Here is an 18,912-nt window from a genome sequence, read left to right on the forward strand (position 1 = left end):
ATGCTCGCGCGTGGAAACGCCGACTCGGGCGAAACTCTCCGATTGGTAACCCGCACCGGGCCGGCTCCGCCCCGGGAAGGGCATGCGGAGGCTTTGGCCAGAACCTTAGTTCATCGCCATGCAGCGGCTGCGGCTGTCCTCGCGGCGGGTGATCACCTGACAGGTGATCCACTTTCCTTCCTTTTGCAGCAGGTAGGCGATGCCGCCGAGATTGCCGGCCACCCCCGTGACCTGCCAGCCCTCGTTCAGCAGCCCTTCCAGGGATTGCTCCAGTTCCTGGAACATCGTCATCTGGCCGGGCGGCGTTTGCCCGCGCGCGGGGAGCGCCAGGAACGGGGCCGCCAGGAACAATGCGAGCCCGGCCAACGCCGGGGCGCCGCTCCGCATCCGCACCGTCAAGGCCCCCTGACGGCGTGGGCGGTTCCCGGCATGCCGCCCCGTTGCGCGGCCATCCGAGGCGGGGCAAGGCGCGCTGCGCCATGGGGAGCGATCTCGATGGTGTCCGGCATGGCGCCAATGTGGCGCCCCGCGCGCGATTGGGAAGGGCGGGCCGGCGAAGGCGATGGGGCCGGACGCGGGATCACGAGGCGGGCGCGGCCTCCGCCGCCGGCTCGATGGCCGAGGAGGCCGGGATGGGCGCCGCTTCCGCCGGAATGTCCTGCCGTGCGTCCGTCGGCGCCTGCGGTGTCGCGCCGGATGCGGCGGCGGGCACGGGCGCCAATGGCGGCGGGGTGGGCTCGGGCCCGGATGGCACCACCAGCGCATCCGTGCCCGGCGCCGGAACCGGCGCGGGGGCGGGCGGGTTGATGTTCGGCACGGTGTAGTCCGCGACGATGCGCGCCTGGCTGCCGGCGATCACCAGCACCTTCTGCCCGATGGCCAGCGGCGTTTCATCCCGCTGGGTGACCGACACCAGCTCGCCATTCGGCTTGCGGACGATGTACTCGTAGCCCGGAGTGGAGCCGACGCCCTTTTCCACCGCGGTGCCCAGCAGCCCGCCGATCAGCCCGCCGCCGATGCCCGCGAAGGCCGAGGTCACGTCGCCGCCCCCGACCCGCGTGCCGGCCACGCCGCCCGCCGCCGCGCCGGTGACCGTTCCCGTGGTGCCATCGGCCGAGATCTCGATCTGCCGCCGCCCGATGACCACCCCGGCTTCCACCTTGTTGGCCTGCTGCACGGCGCGGCTGGAATAGCTGTCGGGGGAATAGCTCGGGCTGCAGGCGGCAAGGCCGGCCAGCGCCAGGGCCAGCAGGCCGTGCCGGGCATGAGCGTTCATCGGGGCCTCCATCAGTTTCGCCGAAGCCGGCGGCGGTCAGGCGGCTGCATGGCCCGTCCGGTGCCCTGATGCAACCCAAGGATGTGGCGACGCAGGCGGATCGCGGAGAATGTTTCCTTTCGCAACCCGCCCCGCCGCCACGGTGTTGCCTTGCCACTTCCGCCCTGGCGGAGCGCGCGTCGCAGGAGGCATGCATGGCCGATCCGACCCCGCCGGAGGGCGTTCCCGCCACTGCCCGGCCGGACCGTGTGGTGGCGCTCTGGGCGGGCGCCCTGATCGTCGCCTTCGTGCTGTTCGGCGCGCTGGCGCCGGACGCCGCCTCCACCACCTTCAGCGCGGCGCAGGATTGGATCACCAGCGAGTTGGGCTGGTTCTACCTGCTGGCCGTGGCGTGCTTCCTGATCTTCGTGGTCGGGCTGGCGGCCAGCAGCCATGGGCGGGTGCGCCTCGGCCCGAACCATTCCGAGCCGGAATTCAGCTATGGCGCCTGGTTCGCCATGCTGTTCAGCGCCGGCATGGGCATCGGCCTGGTGTTTTTTGGCGTGGCGGAGCCGGTGACGCATTTCATGGCGCCGCCGGAGGGCGATCCCGCCAGCATCGCCGCCGCGCGGGCGGCGATGCGGCTGAGCTACTTCCACTGGGGCCTGCATGCCTGGGCCATCTACGCGGTGATCGGCCTCAGCCTGGCTTATTTCAGCTTTCGCCATGGCCTGCCGCTGACCCTGCGCTCGGCACTTTATCCGCTGGTGGGGGAGCGCATTCATGGCCCGATCGGCCATGCCGTGGACATCTTCGCGGTGATCGGCACCATGTTCGGCGTCGCCACCTCGCTCGGCCTTGGCGTGCTGCAGGTCAATGCCGGATTGTCGCACATGGCCGGCGTTCCGGTCGGCTTCGTCACCCAGGTCATCCTGATCGCGGTGATCACCGCCATGGCGACGCTGTCCGTGGTGTCGGGGCTGGATCGTGGCATCCGTCTGCTGTCCAACGCCAACCTGATCATGGCCGGGCTGTTGATGGCATTCGTGTTCGTGGTCGGGCCGACCACCTTCCTGCTGCGCGCCTTTGTGCAGAACCTGGGCGGCTATATCGACCAGTTCGCCCTGCGCACCTTCAACATGTACGCCTATGACCCGAAGGACTGGCTGGGCGACTGGACGCTGTTCTACTGGGGCTGGTGGATCGCCTGGTCACCCTTTGTGGGCATGTTCATCGCCCGCATCTCGCGCGGCCGCACCATCCGGCAATTCGTGCTCGGCGTGCTGCTGGTGCCGGCGGGCTTCACCTTCGCCTGGATGACGGTGTTCGGTGACAGCGCCCTGCACCTGCATCTTTCCGGCGCCACCGAGGCGGTGTCGCAAGCCGTGCAGCAGGACGTGACCCTGTCGCTGTTCGTGTTCCTGGAGCAGTTCCCCTTGTCGCTGGTCAGCTCCTGGTTCGCCATGCTGCTGATCGTGACGTTCTTCGTCACCTCCGCCGACAGCGCGGCCCTGGTGGTCAGCACCATCGCCGCCGGTGGCCGGGAGAACGTGCCGGTGTCGCAGCGCATCTTCTGGGCGGCGTCCTCCGGCGTGATCGCGGCGGTGCTGCTGGCGACCGGTGGGCTGCAGGCGCTGCAAACGGCGGCGATTGTCAGCGCCCTGCCTTTCGCCGCGATGATGCTGCTGATCTGCTATGGCCTGTGGCGAGGCCTGGCGCGGGAAGGGCTGCGGCACAGCGCCTTCGCCCAGAACCTGCCGCCGCGCCTGGCGCGGTCCTGGCAGCGCCAGCTGCACGGCATCCTCAGCTATCCGCGGCGGGAGGAGGTGCATGCCTTCCTGCGCGACGTGGCGGCGCCGGCGCTGGAAGCGGTGGCCGGGGAGCTGCGCGGCCGCGGCCTGCAGGCGGAGCTGCACCAGCGGGAAGGCGGTCTGCGGCTGATCTCCATGCCCGGCGCGCCGGAGGAATTCCATTACGGCCTGCGCCTGCGCGAATACGCCCTTCCCAGCTTCAGCTATTTCGAGACCGCCGCCGAGGCGCAGCAGCGGGAGCATTATTACCGGGCCGAGGTGTTCCTGGAGGATGGCAGCCAGGATTACGACGTGATGGGCCTGACGCGGGAGGAACTCATCCAGGATGTGCTGAGCCAGTATGACCGCCACTTCCAGTTCCTGCACGCCGTTCGCGCGCGCTGATCCGGCAACCGCTCCCCACCGGCTCCGTTCCAGAAGGACGCAGCCACAAGGGAGCCACCCCATGCACCACCTGTCGGAGGAAATGCAGGCCTGCATCGAGCAATGCCTGAAATGCTACGCCACCTGCCTGTCCATGGCGTCCGGCCATTGCCTGGAGGCGGGCGGCGAGCATGTGGAGCCGAAGCATTTCCGGCTGATGCTGGCCTGCGCCGAGATGTGCCGCGCTTCCGCCCATCTCATGCTGCTCGGCAGCCCGCAGCACCGCCAGAGCTGCGCCGCCTGCGCCGAGATCTGCCGCGAATGCGCCGAGGATTGCGAGCGCGTCGGCGACATGGAGGCCTGCGTCGCGGCCTGCCGCGCCTGCGCCGAAAGCTGCCGGGCGATGGCGGCCTGATTCCGCGCCCCGCGCCGCCGGGGCGGCCAGCAATCCCAAGGGGTTAGGAGGCGCGGCGGCCTGCCATCGCGCGGGCTGGCCGAGCGTGCCGGTGCCGCCGCCGCTTGCAGGGCGGAAACCCATCGTGCTACCGCCGCCGACCGGACCCGGACGGAAACCCGCATCGTGAACCCGCCGCTGATCTTTGTGTTGAACGGACCCAACCTGAACCTGCTCGGCACCCGCCAGCCGGAAATCTACGGGTCCGAAACCCTGGACGACCTCGAGGCGCTTTGCGCCGAGACGGCCGATGCGCTCGACCTCGCCATCGATTTCCGCCAAAGCAACATCGAGGGCGAGCTGATCTCCTGGGTGCAGGAGGCGCGCTCGGTGGCGGCGGGCATCATCATCAATCCGGCCGGCTATTCGCACACCTCGATCGCGCTGATGGATGCCCTGCTGGCATCGGATCTGCCGGTGGTCGAGGTGCATCTGAGCAACATCCACCGCCGGGAATCCTTCCGGCATCTGTCCTATGTCTCCAAGGCGGCCCAGGGCGTGATCTGCGGCCTCGGGCCGCATGGCTACGCCCTGGCGCTGCGCGGCATCGCGGGCATCCTCGCCCAGGCCGAGCAGGACTGACGGGCACAGAAAAGAGGTTCCCACAGGAACGATCATGAGCGGCATTTCCTTTGGCCCGGACGCGATCCGGGCGCTCGCGCAGATCCTGCGCGAGACCGACCTGACCGAGATCGAGCTGGCCGACGGGGAAAGCCGCGTCCGCGTCACCCGCAGCATCACTGTGGCCGCGCCCATGGGCATGGCGATGGCGGCGCCGGTAGCGGCCGCGCCGGCCCCCGCCATGGCCAGCGTGGCCGCGGCGCCGGCCGCCGGCCCGGCCGAGGTCGATGCCTCGACCCCGGGTGCCGTGACCTCCCCCATGGTGGGCGTCGCCTATCTATCGCCGGAGCCGGGCGCCGCCCCCTTCGTGCAACTGGGCGCCAAGGTGGCGGCGGGGCAGACCCTGCTGCTGATCGAGGCGATGAAGACCTTCAACCAGATCAAGGCGCCGAAGGCCGGCACGGTCACGCGCATCCTGATCGAGAGCGGCACGCCGGTCGAATATGGCGAGCCGCTGCTGGTGGTCGAGTAAAGGCACCAAGTGATGTTCAAGAAGGTGCTGATCGCCAACCGGGGCGAGATCGCGTTGCGCGTCCACCGCGCTTGCCAGGAGATGGGCATCCGCACCGTGGCGGTGCATTCCACCGCCGACGCCACGGCCATGCATGTGCGGCTGGCCGATGAAAGCGTCTGCATCGGCCCGCCCGCGGCGCGCGACAGCTACCTGAACGTGGCCGCCATCCTGTCGGCGGCCTCCATCACCGGCGCCGAGGCGATCCATCCCGGCTATGGCTTCCTGTCGGAGAACGCTTCCTTCGCCGAGATGGTGGAAGCGCATGGCTTCACCTTCATCGGCCCGACCGCCGAGCATATCCGCATGATGGGCGACAAGATCGCCGCCAAGCAGGCCATGGCCTCGCTGAACGTGCCGCTGGTGCCCGGCAGCGATGGCGAGCTGTCGAGCTTCGAGGAAGCGCGCGAGGTCGCCGAGCGGATTAAGTATCCCGTGCTGATCAAGGCCGCCGCCGGCGGCGGCGGGCGCGGCATGAAGGTGGCCCATTCGGCCGACGAGCTGGAGGAAGCCTGGCGCGTCGCCCGCACCGAGGCCAAGGCCGCCTTCGGCAATGACGCCGTCTACATGGAGAAGTATCTCGACCGGCCGCGGCATATCGAGCTGCAGGTGCTGGCCGATACCCATGGCAATGTGGTGCATTTCGGCGAGCGCGACTGTTCTCTCCAGCGCCGCCACCAGAAGCTGGTGGAGGAGGCGGGCTCCCCCGCGCTGACCGCCGCCGAGCGCGACGCGCTGGGCGCGCAGGTGACGCAGGGCCTGTCGAAGCTCGGCTACCGCAATGCCGGCACGCTGGAGTTCCTGTGGCAGGACGGCCAGTTCGCCTTTATCGAGATGAACACCCGCCTGCAGGTCGAGCATCCGGTGACCGAGATGGTCTGCGGCATCGACCTGGTGAAGGAGCAGCTGCGCGTCGCCGCCGGTGAGACGCTGGGCTACGCCCAGTCCGACATCACCTTCGGCGGCCACGCCATCGAATGCCGCATCACCGCCGAGGACCCAGTCACCTTCGCGCCCTCGCCGGGGCGGGTGACCACCTACCATGCGCCGGGCGGGCTCGGCGTGCGGGTGGATAGCGCACTGTATTCCGGCTACGCCGTGCCGCCGCATTACGACAGCCTGGTGGCCAAGCTGGTGGTGCACGGCAAGACGCGGGCCGAGGCCATCGCCCGCATGCGCCGCGCGCTGGAGGAAATGGTGGTGGACGGCATCCGCACCACCCTGCCGCTGCACCAGCGCATCATGGCCGACCCGCAATTCCAGTCGGGCGACTACACCATCCACTGGCTGGAACGCTTCGTCGGCCTGCGGGACTGACGCCGGCTGGCACGGTGCGGCGGCAAGCGGCCGCAACCGTGCCACACCCCGCTCATTAATGGCCTACGCCCATGGGGCGGGCTGCCGGGGCTGAGATGGCCACCGGGACGTCGTCCCGGCGGCCGTGACCGAGCCGGGAAAAGCCAATGAGGGGCCTGAGCGCCGAACCGTCCAGCGTGGTGGAGGACCCGCCGGAAAGCCCCGTTCCCGTGGCGGCGCCGGCATGGGCGCGGCGCTTGCGCGTCCTGCGCCCCTGGCTGTTCGTGGGCGTAGGACTGGTGATGGCGGCGCTGGCGGCGACGGCGCTGAACGCCCTGTCGCGCGAGCTGGACTATGCCGCCGTCACCGCGGCCTTTTCCGGGCGCTCCAGCGGGATCATCGCGGCGGCGGTGCTGGCCACCGCCGTCAGCTTCCTGGCCATGACGGGCTATGACCTTTCGGCGTTGCGGCACATCGTGCCGGGTGCCGTGCCGCCCCGCATCGGCATGCTGGCGGCGTTCTGCGGCTTCGCCCTGAGCAACTCCGTGGGTGTCGGTGCCTTCACCGGCAGCGCCGTGCGCTGGCGCATCTATTCGGCGGCGGGGCTGGACCCGACGCGCATCGCCCGCGTGCTGGTGTTTGTCACCGCTTCCTTTGTGATCGGCCTTTACGCGGTGGCGGCGCTCGGGCTGCTTTACGCGGCTGGGCCGATGGCCGGCTGGTTCGGCCTGCCGGCGTCGCTTCTGCGGCTGCTGGCGCTCGGGCTGCTCGGCATCCTGGCGGGGCTGGCGGTGCTGGGGCGGCTGCGGCGCGGCATCCATTTCGGCCGCTTCGCCCTGCGCGTGCCGCCGGCCCGCCTGATCCTGTGGCAGGGCCTGGTGTCGCTGGTCGATATCGGCGCCGCCGCCACGGTGCTGTGGCTGCTGCTGCCCCCTGGCGCGGTGGACCTGCCTTCCTTCATGGCCCTGTACGCGGTGGCCATTGCCGTCGGCGCCGCCAGCCACCTGCCCGGCGGCATCGGGGTGTTTGAGGCGGTGGTGCTGCTGGCCTTCCGCCACGCCGATGTTCCGCTGGCCGAGGTGGCGGCGGCGCTGGTGCTGTACCGCGTCATCTACTTCGCCCTGCCGCTGGCCCTGGCCATCCTGCTGCTGGCGGGGTTCGAGGTCAGCCGCCGCGCGCATCTGCTGGCCGGCGGCACCAAGGCGGTGCGCGCGGCGACGCGGCTGATGCCGCGCTTCCTGGGCGCCGCTTCCTTCGCCGCCGGCGCTGCCCTGCTGCTGGGGGGCGTCACGCCGCCCATCACGGGCCAGGCGCCAGGGCTGCTGGCGCCGGCGCTGCCGGTGCCGTTGTTCGAGCTGTCGCACCTCCTGGCCAGCGTGGGCGGGCTGGCGCTCATCTTCGTGGCGCATGGGCTGGTGCACCGGCTGGATGGCGCCTGGTGGCTGGCGCTGGTGCTGACCGGGATCGGCCTCGCGCTGTCCGTGGCGCGCGGCGGCGGCGCGCTGGAACTGCCGCTGCTGCTGCTGCTGGGGGTGGCGCTGCTGGTATCCCACGGCCGCTTCGACCGCCGCGCCCGCATGCTGACGCCCAGCCTGACGCCGGGCTGGTGGCTGGCTGTGGCCGGGGTGGTGGCCGCTTCCGCCTGGCTGTTGTTCTTCGCCCATCGGGACGTTGAATATTCGCGCCAGCTCTGGTGGCAGTTCGAGCTGGATGCTTCCGCCCCGCGCGGCATGCGCGCGACGCTGGGGGCCGTGCTGGCGCTGTTCGCCGCCGGGCTGTGGACCCTGCTGCGCCCCGCCCGCATCCGCGTCCATCCGCCGACAGCGGAGGAGCTGGACCGCGCCCTGGCCATCGTGGCGCGGCAGGACCGCGCCGACGCCAACATGGTGCGCATGGGCGACAAGGCCCTGCTGTTCTCCGATGCCGGCGATGGCTTCATCATGTATGGCCGGCGGGGCCGCTCCTTTGTGGCCTTGTTCGACCCGGTCGGCCCCAAGCCCAGCCGCGTCGATCTTGTGTGGCGCTTCGTGGAGATGGCCGACGCGCAGGGCGGACGGGCCGCCTTCTACCAGGTGCGGCCGGAGAACCTGCCGCTCTACATCGATGCCGGCATGCGGCCGCTGAAGCTGGGCGAGGCGGCGCGGGTCAGGCTCGACAGCTTCGAGCTGAAGGGCAAGGCGCGCCAGCCGCTGCGCTCGGCGCTGAACCGCGCGGAGCGGGAAGGGCTGGGCTTCGCCGTCCATCCGCCGGAGGAGGTCGGCCCGCTGCTGCCGGAACTGGCCGAGGTGTCGGCCGAATGGCTGGCGCAGCACAAGGCGCGCGAGAAGGCCTTCTCCCTGGGCGCGTTCGAGCCGGGCTATGTGGCTTCCCAGCCCGTCGCGGTGGTGCGGGACGCGGAAGCGCGGGTGATCGCCTTCGCCACCCTGCTGGAAGCTCCCAATGGCCGCACGGAAATCTCCATCGACCTGATGCGGCACCGCGCGGAGGTCCCGCCCGGCACCATGGATTTCCTGTTCCTGCGCTTGATCCTGCGCGCGCAGGAACTGGGCTACGCCTATTTCGACCTGGGCATGGCGCCCTTGTCCGGCCTCGCCGCGCATCGCCTGGCGCCGGTCTGGCACCGGCTGGGCGGGCTGGTGTTCCGCCGTGGCGAGCGCTTCTACAATTTCCGTGGCCTTCGCGCCTTCAAGGAGAAGTTCGATCCGGTCTGGGAGCCGCGCTATCTTTGCACCGAAGGCGGGCTCGATCCCTGGATGGTGCTGGCCGACGTGGCGGCGCTTCAGGCGGGAGGCCTGCGGGGCGTGATCGGCAAATGAGGCGGCGGCATCTCCTGGGCGCTTCCGGCGCGGCATGGCTGGCGTCCTCGCCCGCCCTCTCGCCGGCCCTGGCGCAGCGCGACACCTCCCGCTGGCTGGTGGAAATGCCGGCGCCGCAGAAGCGCGGCGACAGCTTCGCCATCATCCTGTCCGGCGATGGCGGCTGGCGCGACCTCGACCAGCAGGTCGGGCGCTACCTGCGCGATGCCGGCGTGCCGGTGCTGGGCTTCGATTGCCTGAACTGGTTCTGGACCCGCCGCAGCCCGGCGGAGGTGGCGGCCGAGCTGGACCGGATCATCCCGCTCTACGCCGCGAAGTGGCAGGCGCCGCGCCTGGCGCTGATCGGCTATTCCTTCGGAGCCGACGTGCTGCCCTTCGCCTGGAACCGCATGCAGGCGGAAAACAAGGCGCGGGTCCGGCTGATTGCGCTGCTGGCCCTGGCCCGGGACGCCGCCTTCGAGATCAGGATCGGCGACTTCATCGGCCTTTCGCGCCCCTCCGCCCTGTCCACCACGCCCGAGATCCCGGGCCTGCCGCCGGAGCTGGTGCAATGCACCTATGGCGCGGAGGAGGAGGCGGAAACCGCCTGCAAGGCCTTCGAGGGCACGGCGGCGCAGATCATCCGCACGGGCGGCGGGCATCATTTCGACGAGGATTACCGGGCGCTCTCGAACCGGATCCTGGCGCGGCTGTTTCCCGCGGGCTAGAGCATTTTCCGTTCGCACTGGCTCACGTCGAATGCTCTGGCTCCTTGTTCTGTCGAGCATCTTCACCCGATCAGGCGGTCCCGCCCGATCGGGATCTGCTCCAGGCGGAAGGCAAGGCTGGCGCTGGGCCGGCCCTGCCGCCATGATGGAAGAACAATGTCGCGCCGCCCGGTGATGATTACCCCTGAGCTGCTGCTGCGGGCCTACCGGGCTGGCCTGTTCCCCATGGCGGAATCCCGGCGCGGCGACCGGCTCTACTGGCTCGACCCGGAATGGCGCGGGGTGCTGCCGCTGGAAGGCTTCCACCTGCCGCGGCGGCTGCGCCGCACCGTGCTGTCCGGGGCTTTCACCGTCACCGCCGACGCGGATTTCGCCGGCGTCATCGCCGGCTGCGCCGCGCCCGCGCCAGGGCGGGAGGATAGCTGGATCAACCCCGAGATCGAGCGCCTGTTCACCGAGCTGCACGAGATGGGCCACGCCCATTCCGTGGAGGTGTGGCAGGAGGGATGCCTGCTGGGCGGGCTCTACGGCGTGTCCCTGGGCGGTGCCTTTTTCGGCGAAAGCATGTTCAGCCGGGCGCGCGACGTGTCCAAGGTGGCGCTGGTGCATCTGGTGGCGCGGCTGCGCCTGGGGGGCTTCACCCTGCTGGACACCCAGTTCATCACCGAGCACCTGGAACAGTTCGGCGCGGTGGAGATCCCGCGCGCCGAATACAAGGCGCGGCTGGAGCGGGCGCTGGCCACCCGCGCGCGCTGGTTCAGCGAGCCGGAAGGGTTGGAGGAGATGATCCGCGCCCTGTGAAGCCCCGGGCGCGGCCCGGCCACGCGCGGCCCCGCCCTGGGGAAGGGCGGCGGGAAAAGAGGGGAACCGCCGTCGCGTTCAGTTGCGGGCCGGGCTGGACCACATCATGTCCTGTTCCGGCAGCGGCATTTCCTCCAGCTCGGTAAGGAAGTTTTCCGCCCAGCGCATGGCCGTCTGGTCTTCCAGGCCGCGCATCATGCCTTCCCAGCGTTCCTTTCGTTCGCCCAGCGGCATCTTCAGCGCGCGGTCGAGCTGCACGGCCATCGCCTCGGCATCCAGCGGGTTGACCAGCAGGGCGCCATCCATCGCCTCCGCCGCGCCGGCGAACTGGGACAGGATCAGCACGCCAGGGTCTTCCGGGTCCTGCGCCGCGACATATTCCTTGGCGACCAGGTTCATGCCGTCGCGCAGCGGTGTCACCAGCCCAACCCGTGCCGCGCGGTAGAAGCCAGCCAGGGTGTCGCGGGCCACGGCGCGCGCCACATAGCGCACCGGCGTCCAGTCGAACTCGGCGTAATCGCCGTTGATGCGGCCGGCCAGCGAGTCCAACTCCCGCTTCAGGTCGCGATAGGTGGCGACCTCGTTGCGGCTGCGCGCCGCCACCTGCAGATAGGTGACCCGGTTGAGATGCTCGGGGAAATTGGCCAGCAGGGCGCCGAAGCCGCGCATCCGGTGCGGTAGGCCCTTGGTGTAGTCCAGCCGCTCGGCGCCCACGATCAGCGAGCGGTCGCCCATGCTGTTCAGCAGGCGCTGGGTTTCCGGGCCATAGGCCGCCTTGCGCGCCAGGGTGGCGAAGCCGCGCGTGTCGATGCCGATGGGATGGGCGGAAAGCTGGGTGCGGCGCTGCTGGCCGGCCACCTCTCCGCGCACCCCGCCCATGGCATCGGGGAACAATCCCAGCCCCTCGGCGAAGCAGTTCAGCAGGCCGCTCAGGTCGCTCTTGGTCTGCACCCCCACCAGATCATAGGCCAGCAGGTCGCGCAGCAGCCTTTCGGCATCGGGAAGCGCCGAAACCACCGCGAAGGGCGGGAAGGGGATGTGCAGGAAGAAGCCGATCCGCTGCTTGGCGCCCAGGGCGCGCAGCTCCGCCGCCATGGGAATAAGCTGGTAGTCGTGAATCCAGACCGTGTCCTGCGGACCCAGCAGCGGCAGCAGCGCCTGGGCGAATTCACGGTTCACCCGGCGATAGGCTTCCGCGTCCTTGCGGTCATATTCCATCAGGCCGAGGCGGAAATGGAACAGCGGCCACAGCGTGCCGTTGGAATAGCCGGCGTAGAAGCCCTTCTGGTCCTGCTCGTTGAGGTCGATGGTGGCGTAGTCGATGCCGCCCGCGCGCACCCGCCTGGTTTCCGGCCCGCCATCCTTGCGGGTTTCGCCACTCCAGCCGAACCACAGGCCGCCGCTGGATTTGAGCACGTCCTTCAGCGCGACGGCCAGCCCGCCCGCCGCGGGCTCACCCCGGCGTGGCACCGCCACCCGGTTCGAAACAACAACTACCCGCCCCACAGACCGTGCTCCCAGGAACGGCTCAAACGCATCGCCGACAGAATCAGACCAACATGGGAGTAAGTCTGAGGGAAGTTCCCCCACAGCCGGTTCCGGGTCGGGTCCAAGTCTTCCGCGAGTAATCCCAGGTGATTCCGGCATGATATTATGCTCCCGAACATGGCGCGCGCCTCCTCCGTCCGGCCAGCGGCGGCGAGCGCATCCACGTACCAGAACGAACAAACCAGGAAGGCGGTTTCGGGTTTCCCGAAATCGTCGGCCATATCATAGCGATACAGAAAACCATTATGCATGAGGCGCCGCCCGATCAGGTCGAGCGTGCCGAGAAAGCGCGGATCGGTGGCGGGCAGGAAGCCGATCTCGGGCAGCAGCAGCAGCGCGGCGTCCATGCCGTCGCTCTCGAAGCTTTCCACAAAGGCGCCGAGATGCGGGCGGAAGGCGCGCTCGCAGATCACCGCATGCAGCTTGCGGGCCGATTTCGCCCATCGCTCCGCCCGGTCGGGCAGGCCGAGATGCTTGGCGATGCCGGCCAGCCGCGCCATGCCGGCCCAGCACATGGCGGCCGAGAAGGTGTGGATGCGCGCCCGCTCGCGGTATTCCCAGATGCCCGCATCCGGCGTCAGGGCGCGGGCTTCCGCCTGCTCGCCCAGGGTTTCGAGCAGGCGGAACAGGGATTCGCCGGCCGGCCGCGGCAGCCGCTTGTCGAAGAACATCTGCGCCGCCGCCATGATGACGGAGCCGTAGACGTCGTTCTGCACCTGCTCCGCCGCCTGATTGCCGACGCGCACCGGCCCCATGCCGAGGAAGCCGGGCAGGTGCTCCTCGATCCGCTCCGGCATGGGCAGGGAAGGCACCAGAGGGTAGCAGGGCTTCAGCACGCCGCCCGGGGAGATCGCCACCACATTGGTGACGTAGCGGATGTAGTCCTCCATGGTGCGCGTCGCGCCCAGCCGGTTCAGCGCCTGCACGGTGAACAGCGCGTCGCGCAGCCAGCAATAGCGGTAATCCCAGTTGCGCTCCGTGTTCGGCGCCTCGGGGATGGAGGTGGTCAGCGCCGCCACCACGGCGCCGGTTTCCTCGAAGATGCACAGCTTCAGGGTGATGGCGGCGCGGATCACCGCTTCCTGCCACTCGAAGGGCAGGTGCAGGCCGCGCGTCCAGTCGAGCCAGTAGGTCTCGGTTTCCCGCAGGAAGTCGAGGCCCAGCGTGTCCACGCTGTCGGAGGCGGTTTCATCCGGCCCGAGCAGCAGCGTCACCGGCTGGTCGAGCAGGAAGGGCGCCTCCTCCGCCAGGCAGGCCAGCGGGGCATCGGTGGTGATGCGCAGCGCCGCCTCGTCCGAGAAGAAGCGCAGATGGTTGGAGCCGGAGCGCCGCGCCGGCTTGTCCCGCCCCCAATGGGCGCGCGGCCGGATCAGCAGCCGGATCAGCGGCGTGCCCGACAGCGGCTCGATCCGCCGCACCAGCATGGGCGGGCGGAAATTGCGGCCATAGCGGCGGAAGCGGGGCGCGAAGTCGGTGATGCGCAGGCGGTTGCCCTTGTCATCCTCCAGCTCCGTTTCCAGCACGGCGGTGTTGCGGCGATAGGCTTGGTGCGTCCGCTTCAGGCCGACCATCTCGCATTCCATGAACCCGTCCTGCGGGTCCTCGCCGCCCAGCAGGGAGCAGAATATCGGGTCGCCGTCGAAGCGTGGCCAGCAAAGCCAGGAACAGCGGCCACGCCGGTCGAACAGACCGGCGATGATGCCATTGCCGACAGGGGCGAGATCGAGGGGCTGCGTCATGCCTCCAGCCGATCCGCCAGGCGGCGCAGCCAGTCATGCACGGCGACCGGGCCCGCGAAAGCCAGCGGGATGCGGTAGCCGGTACCGCCCAGAGCGCGGCAGGCCTCGATGCCGTATTCATCCGTGACGTCGTCGCCGATGAAAAGGGGCACGCGTCCGGCGAAGGGCGGATGCCGCATCAGCCATTGCACCGCCGTGCCCTTGTCGGCGGCGCGCGGCCGCAGCTCGGCGGCGGCATGGGCGGGCAGCACCTGGAACTCGGTGCCGGCGACCAGGGATTGCAGGAAGGCGGTGGCGGCCTCGCCCTGCTCCGGCACGGCGCGGAAATGCAGCACGAAGCCATGCCGCTTTTCTTCCAGCAGAAGCCCCGGGCGGGCGCGCACAAAGGCTTCCGCTTCCTCACGCCAGGCCGGCGGCGGGGAAGGGGGCAGCGGCATGGGGGGGATATGGGCACCCGGCAGGGCGGCACCGTCGATGATGCTGCCATGCTCGGCGGCGAAGGCGATGGGCGGCGGCTGGTCCTGGCCGCCCCGGGCCAGCTCCTTGGCGACCTCCAGTCCGCGCCCGGTGACGATGGCCACGGCGCCGCCCAGCCCCGCGGCCAGCCGCGTCAGCAGGGCCGGCAGGTGCGGCGGCACCACCACGGCATCGGGGCGCGGGGCGATCTCGATCAGCGTGCCATCCAGGTCCAGGAACAGGGCGGCATCGGCACCCGGCAGGGGAGGGGATGGGGGAGGGGGCAGGGGCGGGCCGTCGGGAAGGGCGGTTGGCTCCATGGTCACTCCAGATCCGGCGGCCGCCGCGGAGAAGGGAGCATCCATCCTCCGCGGGCGGCCTGGGCTTATCCTCGGGGTAATGAAGGGAGGGGGAAAGGTGACGGGGCGTTCACGCCTTTGTGTGCCCCGTGGCGCGGGCCGGCAGGTTCTGGGTCAATGGCAAGCCAGCACCCGCAGGTCATAGACCGGGTGTTCCAGCATGGCGATGCCGGGCGCGTTGGCGAACATCCAGCCGCTGAACACCGGCTCGCCTTCCGCCTTGTTGCGCACATCCGTCACCTGCAGCCAGGCGGCGGCATCCGGCACTTCCTCCGGCGGGCGGGCGTTGCAGGCGCGCAGGGTGATGCGCAGCGTGCCAAAGGCCGTGATCCGGTTCAGCGGCGCTTCCAGCAGGGTGACGCGCGCCGTCACCTTGTCCAGCGCCTGCAGGGAGGCGGTGCGCTGCGGCACCCAGCCCGGATCCTGCTGCGCCGAGGCGGACGGGACGACGGACAGCAGGGCCAGGCCCAGCAGGGCGGCCGGGAGCGGCATGCGGCCCCGCATCAGGACGCGGCCCGGCGCGGGCTGGGCAGTTCGGCCACCATCTCGGCCAGGATGCGCCGCATGGCGGCCTCGTCCACGCCCATCAGCACGGCGTCCTCCAGAAGGTCGGTCAGGGTCTGGGCGGCCTCGGCATGGTTCTCGGCCAGCACCTTCAGCTTTTCCCGGCAGGCCACGGGCCGCCCATCGGCGCCGGGCCAGGTGGCGGGCGCCCGCAGGCTCATGGCCGGGCAGGAGCCGGGGACGGGGCGGCGGGCTGAGCCGGCGCCTCGGCCGCGCCGCTGTTCGGCTTGCTGTTCTGCGCGGTCAGCTCGGTCACCGAGAAGATGAAGCGCCCCAGCAGCGACTCCAGGCTCACGGCGGACTGGGTGATGGAGATCTCCCCCCCATCCTTCAGCATGGTGTCGGAGCCGCCCGGCACCAGCGCCACGTACTTGCCCCCCAGCAGGCTTTCCGAGGTGATCTCGGCCGAGCTGTCCTCGGGGATGTCGAGGCCCTGCTGCAGGTTCAGCCGCAGCACCGCGAGATAGGTGCGCGGGTCGATATGCTGCTCCACCACGCTGCCGACCTTCACCCCGCCGATGCGCACATCGGCGCCGGGCGCCAGCCCGTCGATCCGGTCGAAGCGTGCCGTCAGGTGGACGCCGGCGCCGCCGCCCAGGCTGCGCCCGGACTGGTTGATGGCAAAAATCAGGAAAAAGGCCGCAACGGCCAGGATCACCGCCCCCGTGATGATCTCGGCCCAGTTGCGGCCGCGCGCTGCCGAGGCCGCCATCAGCTGCCCGGCGTCCAGGCTTCATAGTCGCCCGAGGTGGGCGGCCGGCGCTCGCCCTGGCCCTGATGCACGGAAGGGCGGTAGGCGAGGGCAGTGCCGGTGCGGTTCGGCCGGTGTTCCTGCTGCCAGGAATACAGCTTCTTCTCTGGCAGCGGCGCATCGGTCACGTGGTGCAGCCAGCAATGCCATTCGGGCGGCACGGTGGTCGGGTCGGGCTCCCCGGCATAGCGGACGAAGCGCCGCTTGCGGCCATAGCCCAGCCAGGACTTGCGGCTCTCGTAATAGGTGTTGCCGAAGCGATCGGTGCCGATCTTGCTGGCGCCGAAGCCAGTGGTCAGCCTTTGCAGAAAGGACATGGGCGGTCGGTTTCCAAACAGGCTTCGAGGAGACCCCCGGGCGCCCTTCCGGAGGGAACCCTTGTGGGAGATCCCTGGAAAGGTTCCCGGGCAGGAGCCCCGTTCCGGGGGGATGAGGCGCTGCGCCGGCTTCCTTCGCACATGCGGCGGCCGGGGGAAAGAGACGCCTCATCCATACCTTATATTGCGGCTCCGGCAGGCGGGTTGCCACCCGATGTGGCTTTCGCCCGGCGCAGGCAAGAGGTAGCCTGGGCGCATGGCACGCACCACCCGGCAGCACCCGATCTGGGACGGCATCGCTTTGCGTCGCACCCGCGCGGCGGCGGACCCTGATTCCGATCCGCGCCCGGTGGCGCTCCCCGCCACCTGGGACGAAGGCGCCGCCGCCGCCCTGGCATCGCTGGCGCCCGGCGATGGCCCGGTCGCCCTGCCGGCGCTGGCCGCCGCCTGGATCGGCCGGCTCCTGGCCAAGGGCCTGGAAACACGGCAGCTCGACCCGGTTCGCGCCCCCGCGCTGGAGGTGGCGCTGCATGGCCTTCTGGCGCAGCGCCGCGGCGCCCCCGGCGCCGCGACCTGGCGGGGGGAGGCGCGCGCTGAGCCGCGCTTCGTGCTGAACCTGCCCGCCTTCCTGGACGAGGCCGGCGGCTTCGACTCGGCGGCCTATGCCCGCGCGGTCGGCACCGCCGTGGAAGCGCTCGACATCCTGTGCGGCGGCAAGGCGGCCCGCCTGCGGGTCGGATTCGCCGATCTCGCCGGACTGCTGGCGGGGCTGGGCCTCGCCTACGACTCGGCGGAAGCCCGCAGCGTCGCCACCTGCCTCAGCGCCCTGACGCGCGGCGCCGCCGAATGCGCCAGCGCCCGCATCGCCGACCGGCTGGGCGCGCGCGAGCCCGCCGCGCTGCTTTGGCCGGCGCCGCCGGCGGATTGCGCCGTGCCCGGCCTCGCCGCGGCGGCCCGCCGGGCGCTGGACCTGGCCGGGGCCAGCCACGGGCTGCGCCACCAGGGCTGCTTCGCCCTGACCCTGCCCGACGCGGCCGAGGCGCTGCTGGGCGCCGAAACCGGCGGGCTGGCTCCGGCCCAGGGAGCCACCCGCTTCGCGCATGACGTCGATGGGCGTGTGGCCGAAAGGCCGACCCGTGCCGCCCTGCGCGCCGGAGCCGAGGCCGCGCGCCTGCTGGCCCCGGTGGCCGAGGCCGCCCGCGCCGCCATGGAGGCGGCGGTCGCGCCCTATCTGCATGCCGCCAGCCCGGCCCCGCTGGCCCGGCCGCAGCCGGCCCGCCCCTTGCCGCCGCCACGCGCCGCCGCCGCCCGGACCCAGCTGTGGCGGGTGGTGGTGGGTGGCCAGCGCGTGACCTTGCAGGCCGCCGAGTCGGCGGAAGGAAGCCTGACCTCCATCGCCCTTTCGGTGGCCGGCCAGCGCGGCCCCGCCGAGATCATGCTGCAGGCGGTGAATATCGGCCTGGCGCGGGGCGTGCCGCTGTCCGACTATGTTTCCGCCTTCGCTTATGCGCAGGGCAGCATGGCCGGCGGCGCGGTGGGGCCGGTGGAGGGGGATGGCGATATCCTTTGCGCCACCTCCGTGCTGGACTGGGCGTTCCGCCGCCTCGCCCTGACCTATCTTGGCCCCGCCGAGGCGCGCGCCCTTTGGCCCGATCCGCGGCTGGAGGATTGCACCGTCGAATCCGCCGGCGCGCCGAATGACCGGGGGCCGATGCTGCCGCTGCCCCTGCCGCAGCAGCCATCCCCCGCCGCCCGCCGCCGGTCCTTCCGGCTGGTCGGCTGACATCCCAGGAGATTCCCGCATGGCCGGACGCATCGAGGCCCGCCTCGCCGAGCTTGGCATCACCCTGCCCACCCCCGCCGCCCCGGTGGCCAATTACGTGCCCTTCGTGCTCAGCGGCGCGCTGGTGGTGGTGTCGGGCCAGGTGCCCATGCGGGATGGCAAGGTGGCCTATTCCGGCAAGCTCGGCAGCACGGTCAGCCAGGAGATCGGCCAGCAGGCGGCGCAGCTTTGCCTGGTGAACGTGCTGGCGCAGCTTAAGGCGGCGCTGGGTGACCTCGACCGGGTGAGGCGCGTGGTGCGGCTTGGCGGCTTCATCGCCTGCACGCCGGAATTCACCGCCCATGCGGCGGTGATGAACGGGGCCTCCGACCTGGCGGTCGCGGTGTTTGGCGACCTTGGGCGGCATGCGCGCTCAACCATTGGCGTGCCTTCCCTGCCCATGGATGCCGCCGTCGAGGTGGAAGGGATGTTTGAATTCGCCTGATGGCGGCGTGCCGCTCCGCCACGCGCGTGGCGGCGGCGGAAGGCCGCATCCGGAGATTGCGGGTGGCGGTGCGCATTGCAATTTTTCCGGTTCCGTAACGGACATGTTATGTTGCGGTAGCGAATTGACACGGCCTCGTGAGCTATGCCGCGGGACGAGCTGGGTATCGTCGGGCGACGATCCAGGAGGCCCCCGGACATGGAAGCGACGCGCAGCGCCCGGCCGCTGATTTCGGTTGTGGCGCCCTGCTACAATGAGGAAGACGGGCTGCGGGAG

The 18,912-nt window shown here is 70.6% G+C and carries 19 protein-coding genes; 10 read left to right on the forward strand and 9 right to left on the reverse strand.

Features of this window, described 5'->3' with window-relative positions:
- Positions 1-105 precede the first annotated feature (105 nt).
- Entirely contained in the window at positions 106-366 is a 261-nt protein-coding gene (locus F0Q34_RS18735; protein WP_149813784.1) for a hypothetical protein, read from the reverse strand.
- A 214-nt stretch (positions 367-580) separates the two neighbouring features.
- The gene (locus F0Q34_RS18740) at positions 581-1,276 is read right to left on the reverse strand and encodes a hypothetical protein (RefSeq protein ID WP_149813786.1); all 696 of its coding nucleotides are present in this window, start codon (positions 1,274-1,276) and stop codon (positions 581-583) included.
- Between the two features lie 194 nt (positions 1,277-1,470).
- Between F0Q34_RS18740 and F0Q34_RS18745 the strand changes: the two genes are divergently transcribed.
- From F0Q34_RS18745 to aat, 8 genes are all read left to right on the forward strand, one after another.
- Positions 1,471-3,450 carry a BCCT family transporter gene (locus F0Q34_RS18745; protein ID WP_149813787.1) on the forward strand — a complete coding sequence of 660 codons (1,980 nt, stop codon included), beginning with the start codon at positions 1,471-1,473 and terminating at the stop codon, positions 3,448-3,450.
- 61 nt (positions 3,451-3,511) lie between these two features.
- Positions 3,512-3,844, forward strand: a complete 333-nt coding sequence (locus F0Q34_RS18750) for a four-helix bundle copper-binding protein (RefSeq protein WP_149813789.1) — start codon at positions 3,512-3,514, stop codon at positions 3,842-3,844.
- Between the two features lie 165 nt (positions 3,845-4,009).
- The gene (aroQ, locus tag F0Q34_RS18755; protein WP_149813790.1) at positions 4,010-4,465 is read left to right on the forward strand and encodes a type II 3-dehydroquinate dehydratase; all 456 of its coding nucleotides are present in this window, start codon (positions 4,010-4,012) and stop codon (positions 4,463-4,465) included.
- Between the two features lie 34 nt (positions 4,466-4,499).
- Positions 4,500-4,976 carry an acetyl-CoA carboxylase biotin carboxyl carrier protein gene (accB, locus tag F0Q34_RS18760; RefSeq protein ID WP_149813791.1) on the forward strand — a complete coding sequence of 159 codons (477 nt, stop codon included), beginning with the start codon at positions 4,500-4,502 and terminating at the stop codon, positions 4,974-4,976.
- Between the two features lie 12 nt (positions 4,977-4,988).
- A complete protein-coding gene (gene accC / locus F0Q34_RS18765; RefSeq protein ID WP_149813793.1) occupies positions 4,989-6,332 on the forward strand; it encodes an acetyl-CoA carboxylase biotin carboxylase subunit in 1,344 nt (447 codons plus the stop codon).
- Positions 6,333-6,478: 146 nt separating this feature from the next.
- Positions 6,479-9,127 carry a bifunctional lysylphosphatidylglycerol flippase/synthetase MprF gene (mprF, locus tag F0Q34_RS18770; RefSeq protein WP_149813794.1) on the forward strand — a complete coding sequence of 883 codons (2,649 nt, stop codon included), beginning with the start codon at positions 6,479-6,481 and terminating at the stop codon, positions 9,125-9,127.
- Positions 9,124-9,834 (forward strand): AcvB/VirJ family lysyl-phosphatidylglycerol hydrolase, encoded by a 711-nt coding sequence (locus F0Q34_RS18775; protein ID WP_149813795.1) that lies wholly within the window; start codon positions 9,124-9,126, stop codon positions 9,832-9,834. The genes mprF and F0Q34_RS18775 overlap by 4 nt, the downstream gene beginning before the upstream one ends.
- A 156-nt stretch (positions 9,835-9,990) precedes the next feature.
- The gene (gene aat / locus F0Q34_RS18780; RefSeq protein WP_149813797.1) at positions 9,991-10,635 is read left to right on the forward strand and encodes a leucyl/phenylalanyl-tRNA--protein transferase; all 645 of its coding nucleotides are present in this window, start codon (positions 9,991-9,993) and stop codon (positions 10,633-10,635) included.
- A 78-nt stretch (positions 10,636-10,713) separates the two neighbouring features.
- Here aat and F0Q34_RS18785 read toward each other — a convergent pair whose 3' ends face one another.
- The 7 genes from F0Q34_RS18785 to F0Q34_RS18815 form a co-directional block, all read right to left on the reverse strand.
- Positions 10,714-12,141, reverse strand: a complete 1,428-nt coding sequence (locus F0Q34_RS18785) for an alpha,alpha-trehalose-phosphate synthase (UDP-forming) (RefSeq protein ID WP_149813798.1) — start codon at positions 12,139-12,141, stop codon at positions 10,714-10,716.
- Positions 12,129-13,922 (reverse strand): glycoside hydrolase family 15 protein, encoded by a 1,794-nt coding sequence (locus F0Q34_RS18790; protein ID WP_149813799.1) that lies wholly within the window; start codon positions 13,920-13,922, stop codon positions 12,129-12,131. Before F0Q34_RS18790 ends, F0Q34_RS18785 begins: the two co-directional genes overlap by 13 nt.
- Positions 13,919-14,698: a trehalose-phosphatase gene (otsB, locus tag F0Q34_RS18795; protein ID WP_149813800.1), complete on the reverse strand. Its 780-nt coding sequence runs from the start codon at positions 14,696-14,698 to the stop codon at positions 13,919-13,921. The genes F0Q34_RS18790 and otsB overlap by 4 nt, the downstream gene beginning before the upstream one ends.
- A 153-nt stretch (positions 14,699-14,851) precedes the next feature.
- Positions 14,852-15,229, reverse strand: coding sequence for a DUF2155 domain-containing protein (locus tag F0Q34_RS18800; protein WP_241665579.1), 378 nt, complete (start codon positions 15,227-15,229; stop codon positions 14,852-14,854).
- A gap of 11 nt (positions 15,230-15,240) precedes the next feature.
- Positions 15,241-15,462, reverse strand: a complete 222-nt coding sequence (locus F0Q34_RS18805) for a hypothetical protein (protein ID WP_149813802.1) — start codon at positions 15,460-15,462, stop codon at positions 15,241-15,243.
- Positions 15,459-16,013: an outer membrane lipid asymmetry maintenance protein MlaD gene (gene mlaD / locus F0Q34_RS18810; protein ID WP_149813803.1), complete on the reverse strand. Its 555-nt coding sequence runs from the start codon at positions 16,011-16,013 to the stop codon at positions 15,459-15,461. The genes F0Q34_RS18805 and mlaD overlap by 4 nt, the downstream gene beginning before the upstream one ends.
- Complete coding sequence (locus F0Q34_RS18815; protein WP_149813804.1) at positions 16,013-16,369, reverse strand: NADH-ubiquinone oxidoreductase subunit NDUFA12 family protein; 357 nt, start codon at positions 16,367-16,369, stop codon at positions 16,013-16,015. Before F0Q34_RS18815 ends, mlaD begins: the two co-directional genes overlap by 1 nt.
- A gap of 256 nt (positions 16,370-16,625) precedes the next feature.
- Between F0Q34_RS18815 and F0Q34_RS18820 the strand changes: the two genes are divergently transcribed.
- Positions 16,626-18,152 (forward strand): hypothetical protein, encoded by a 1,527-nt coding sequence (locus tag F0Q34_RS18820; RefSeq protein ID WP_149813805.1) that lies wholly within the window; start codon positions 16,626-16,628, stop codon positions 18,150-18,152.
- Between the two features lie 19 nt (positions 18,153-18,171).
- Complete coding sequence (locus F0Q34_RS18825; protein WP_149813806.1) at positions 18,172-18,636, forward strand: RidA family protein; 465 nt, start codon at positions 18,172-18,174, stop codon at positions 18,634-18,636.
- Positions 18,637-18,912 lie beyond the last annotated feature (276 nt).

Source organism: Teichococcus oryzae, assembly GCF_008386565.1.
GTDB lineage: Bacteria > Pseudomonadota > Alphaproteobacteria > Acetobacterales > Acetobacteraceae > Pseudoroseomonas > Pseudoroseomonas oryzae.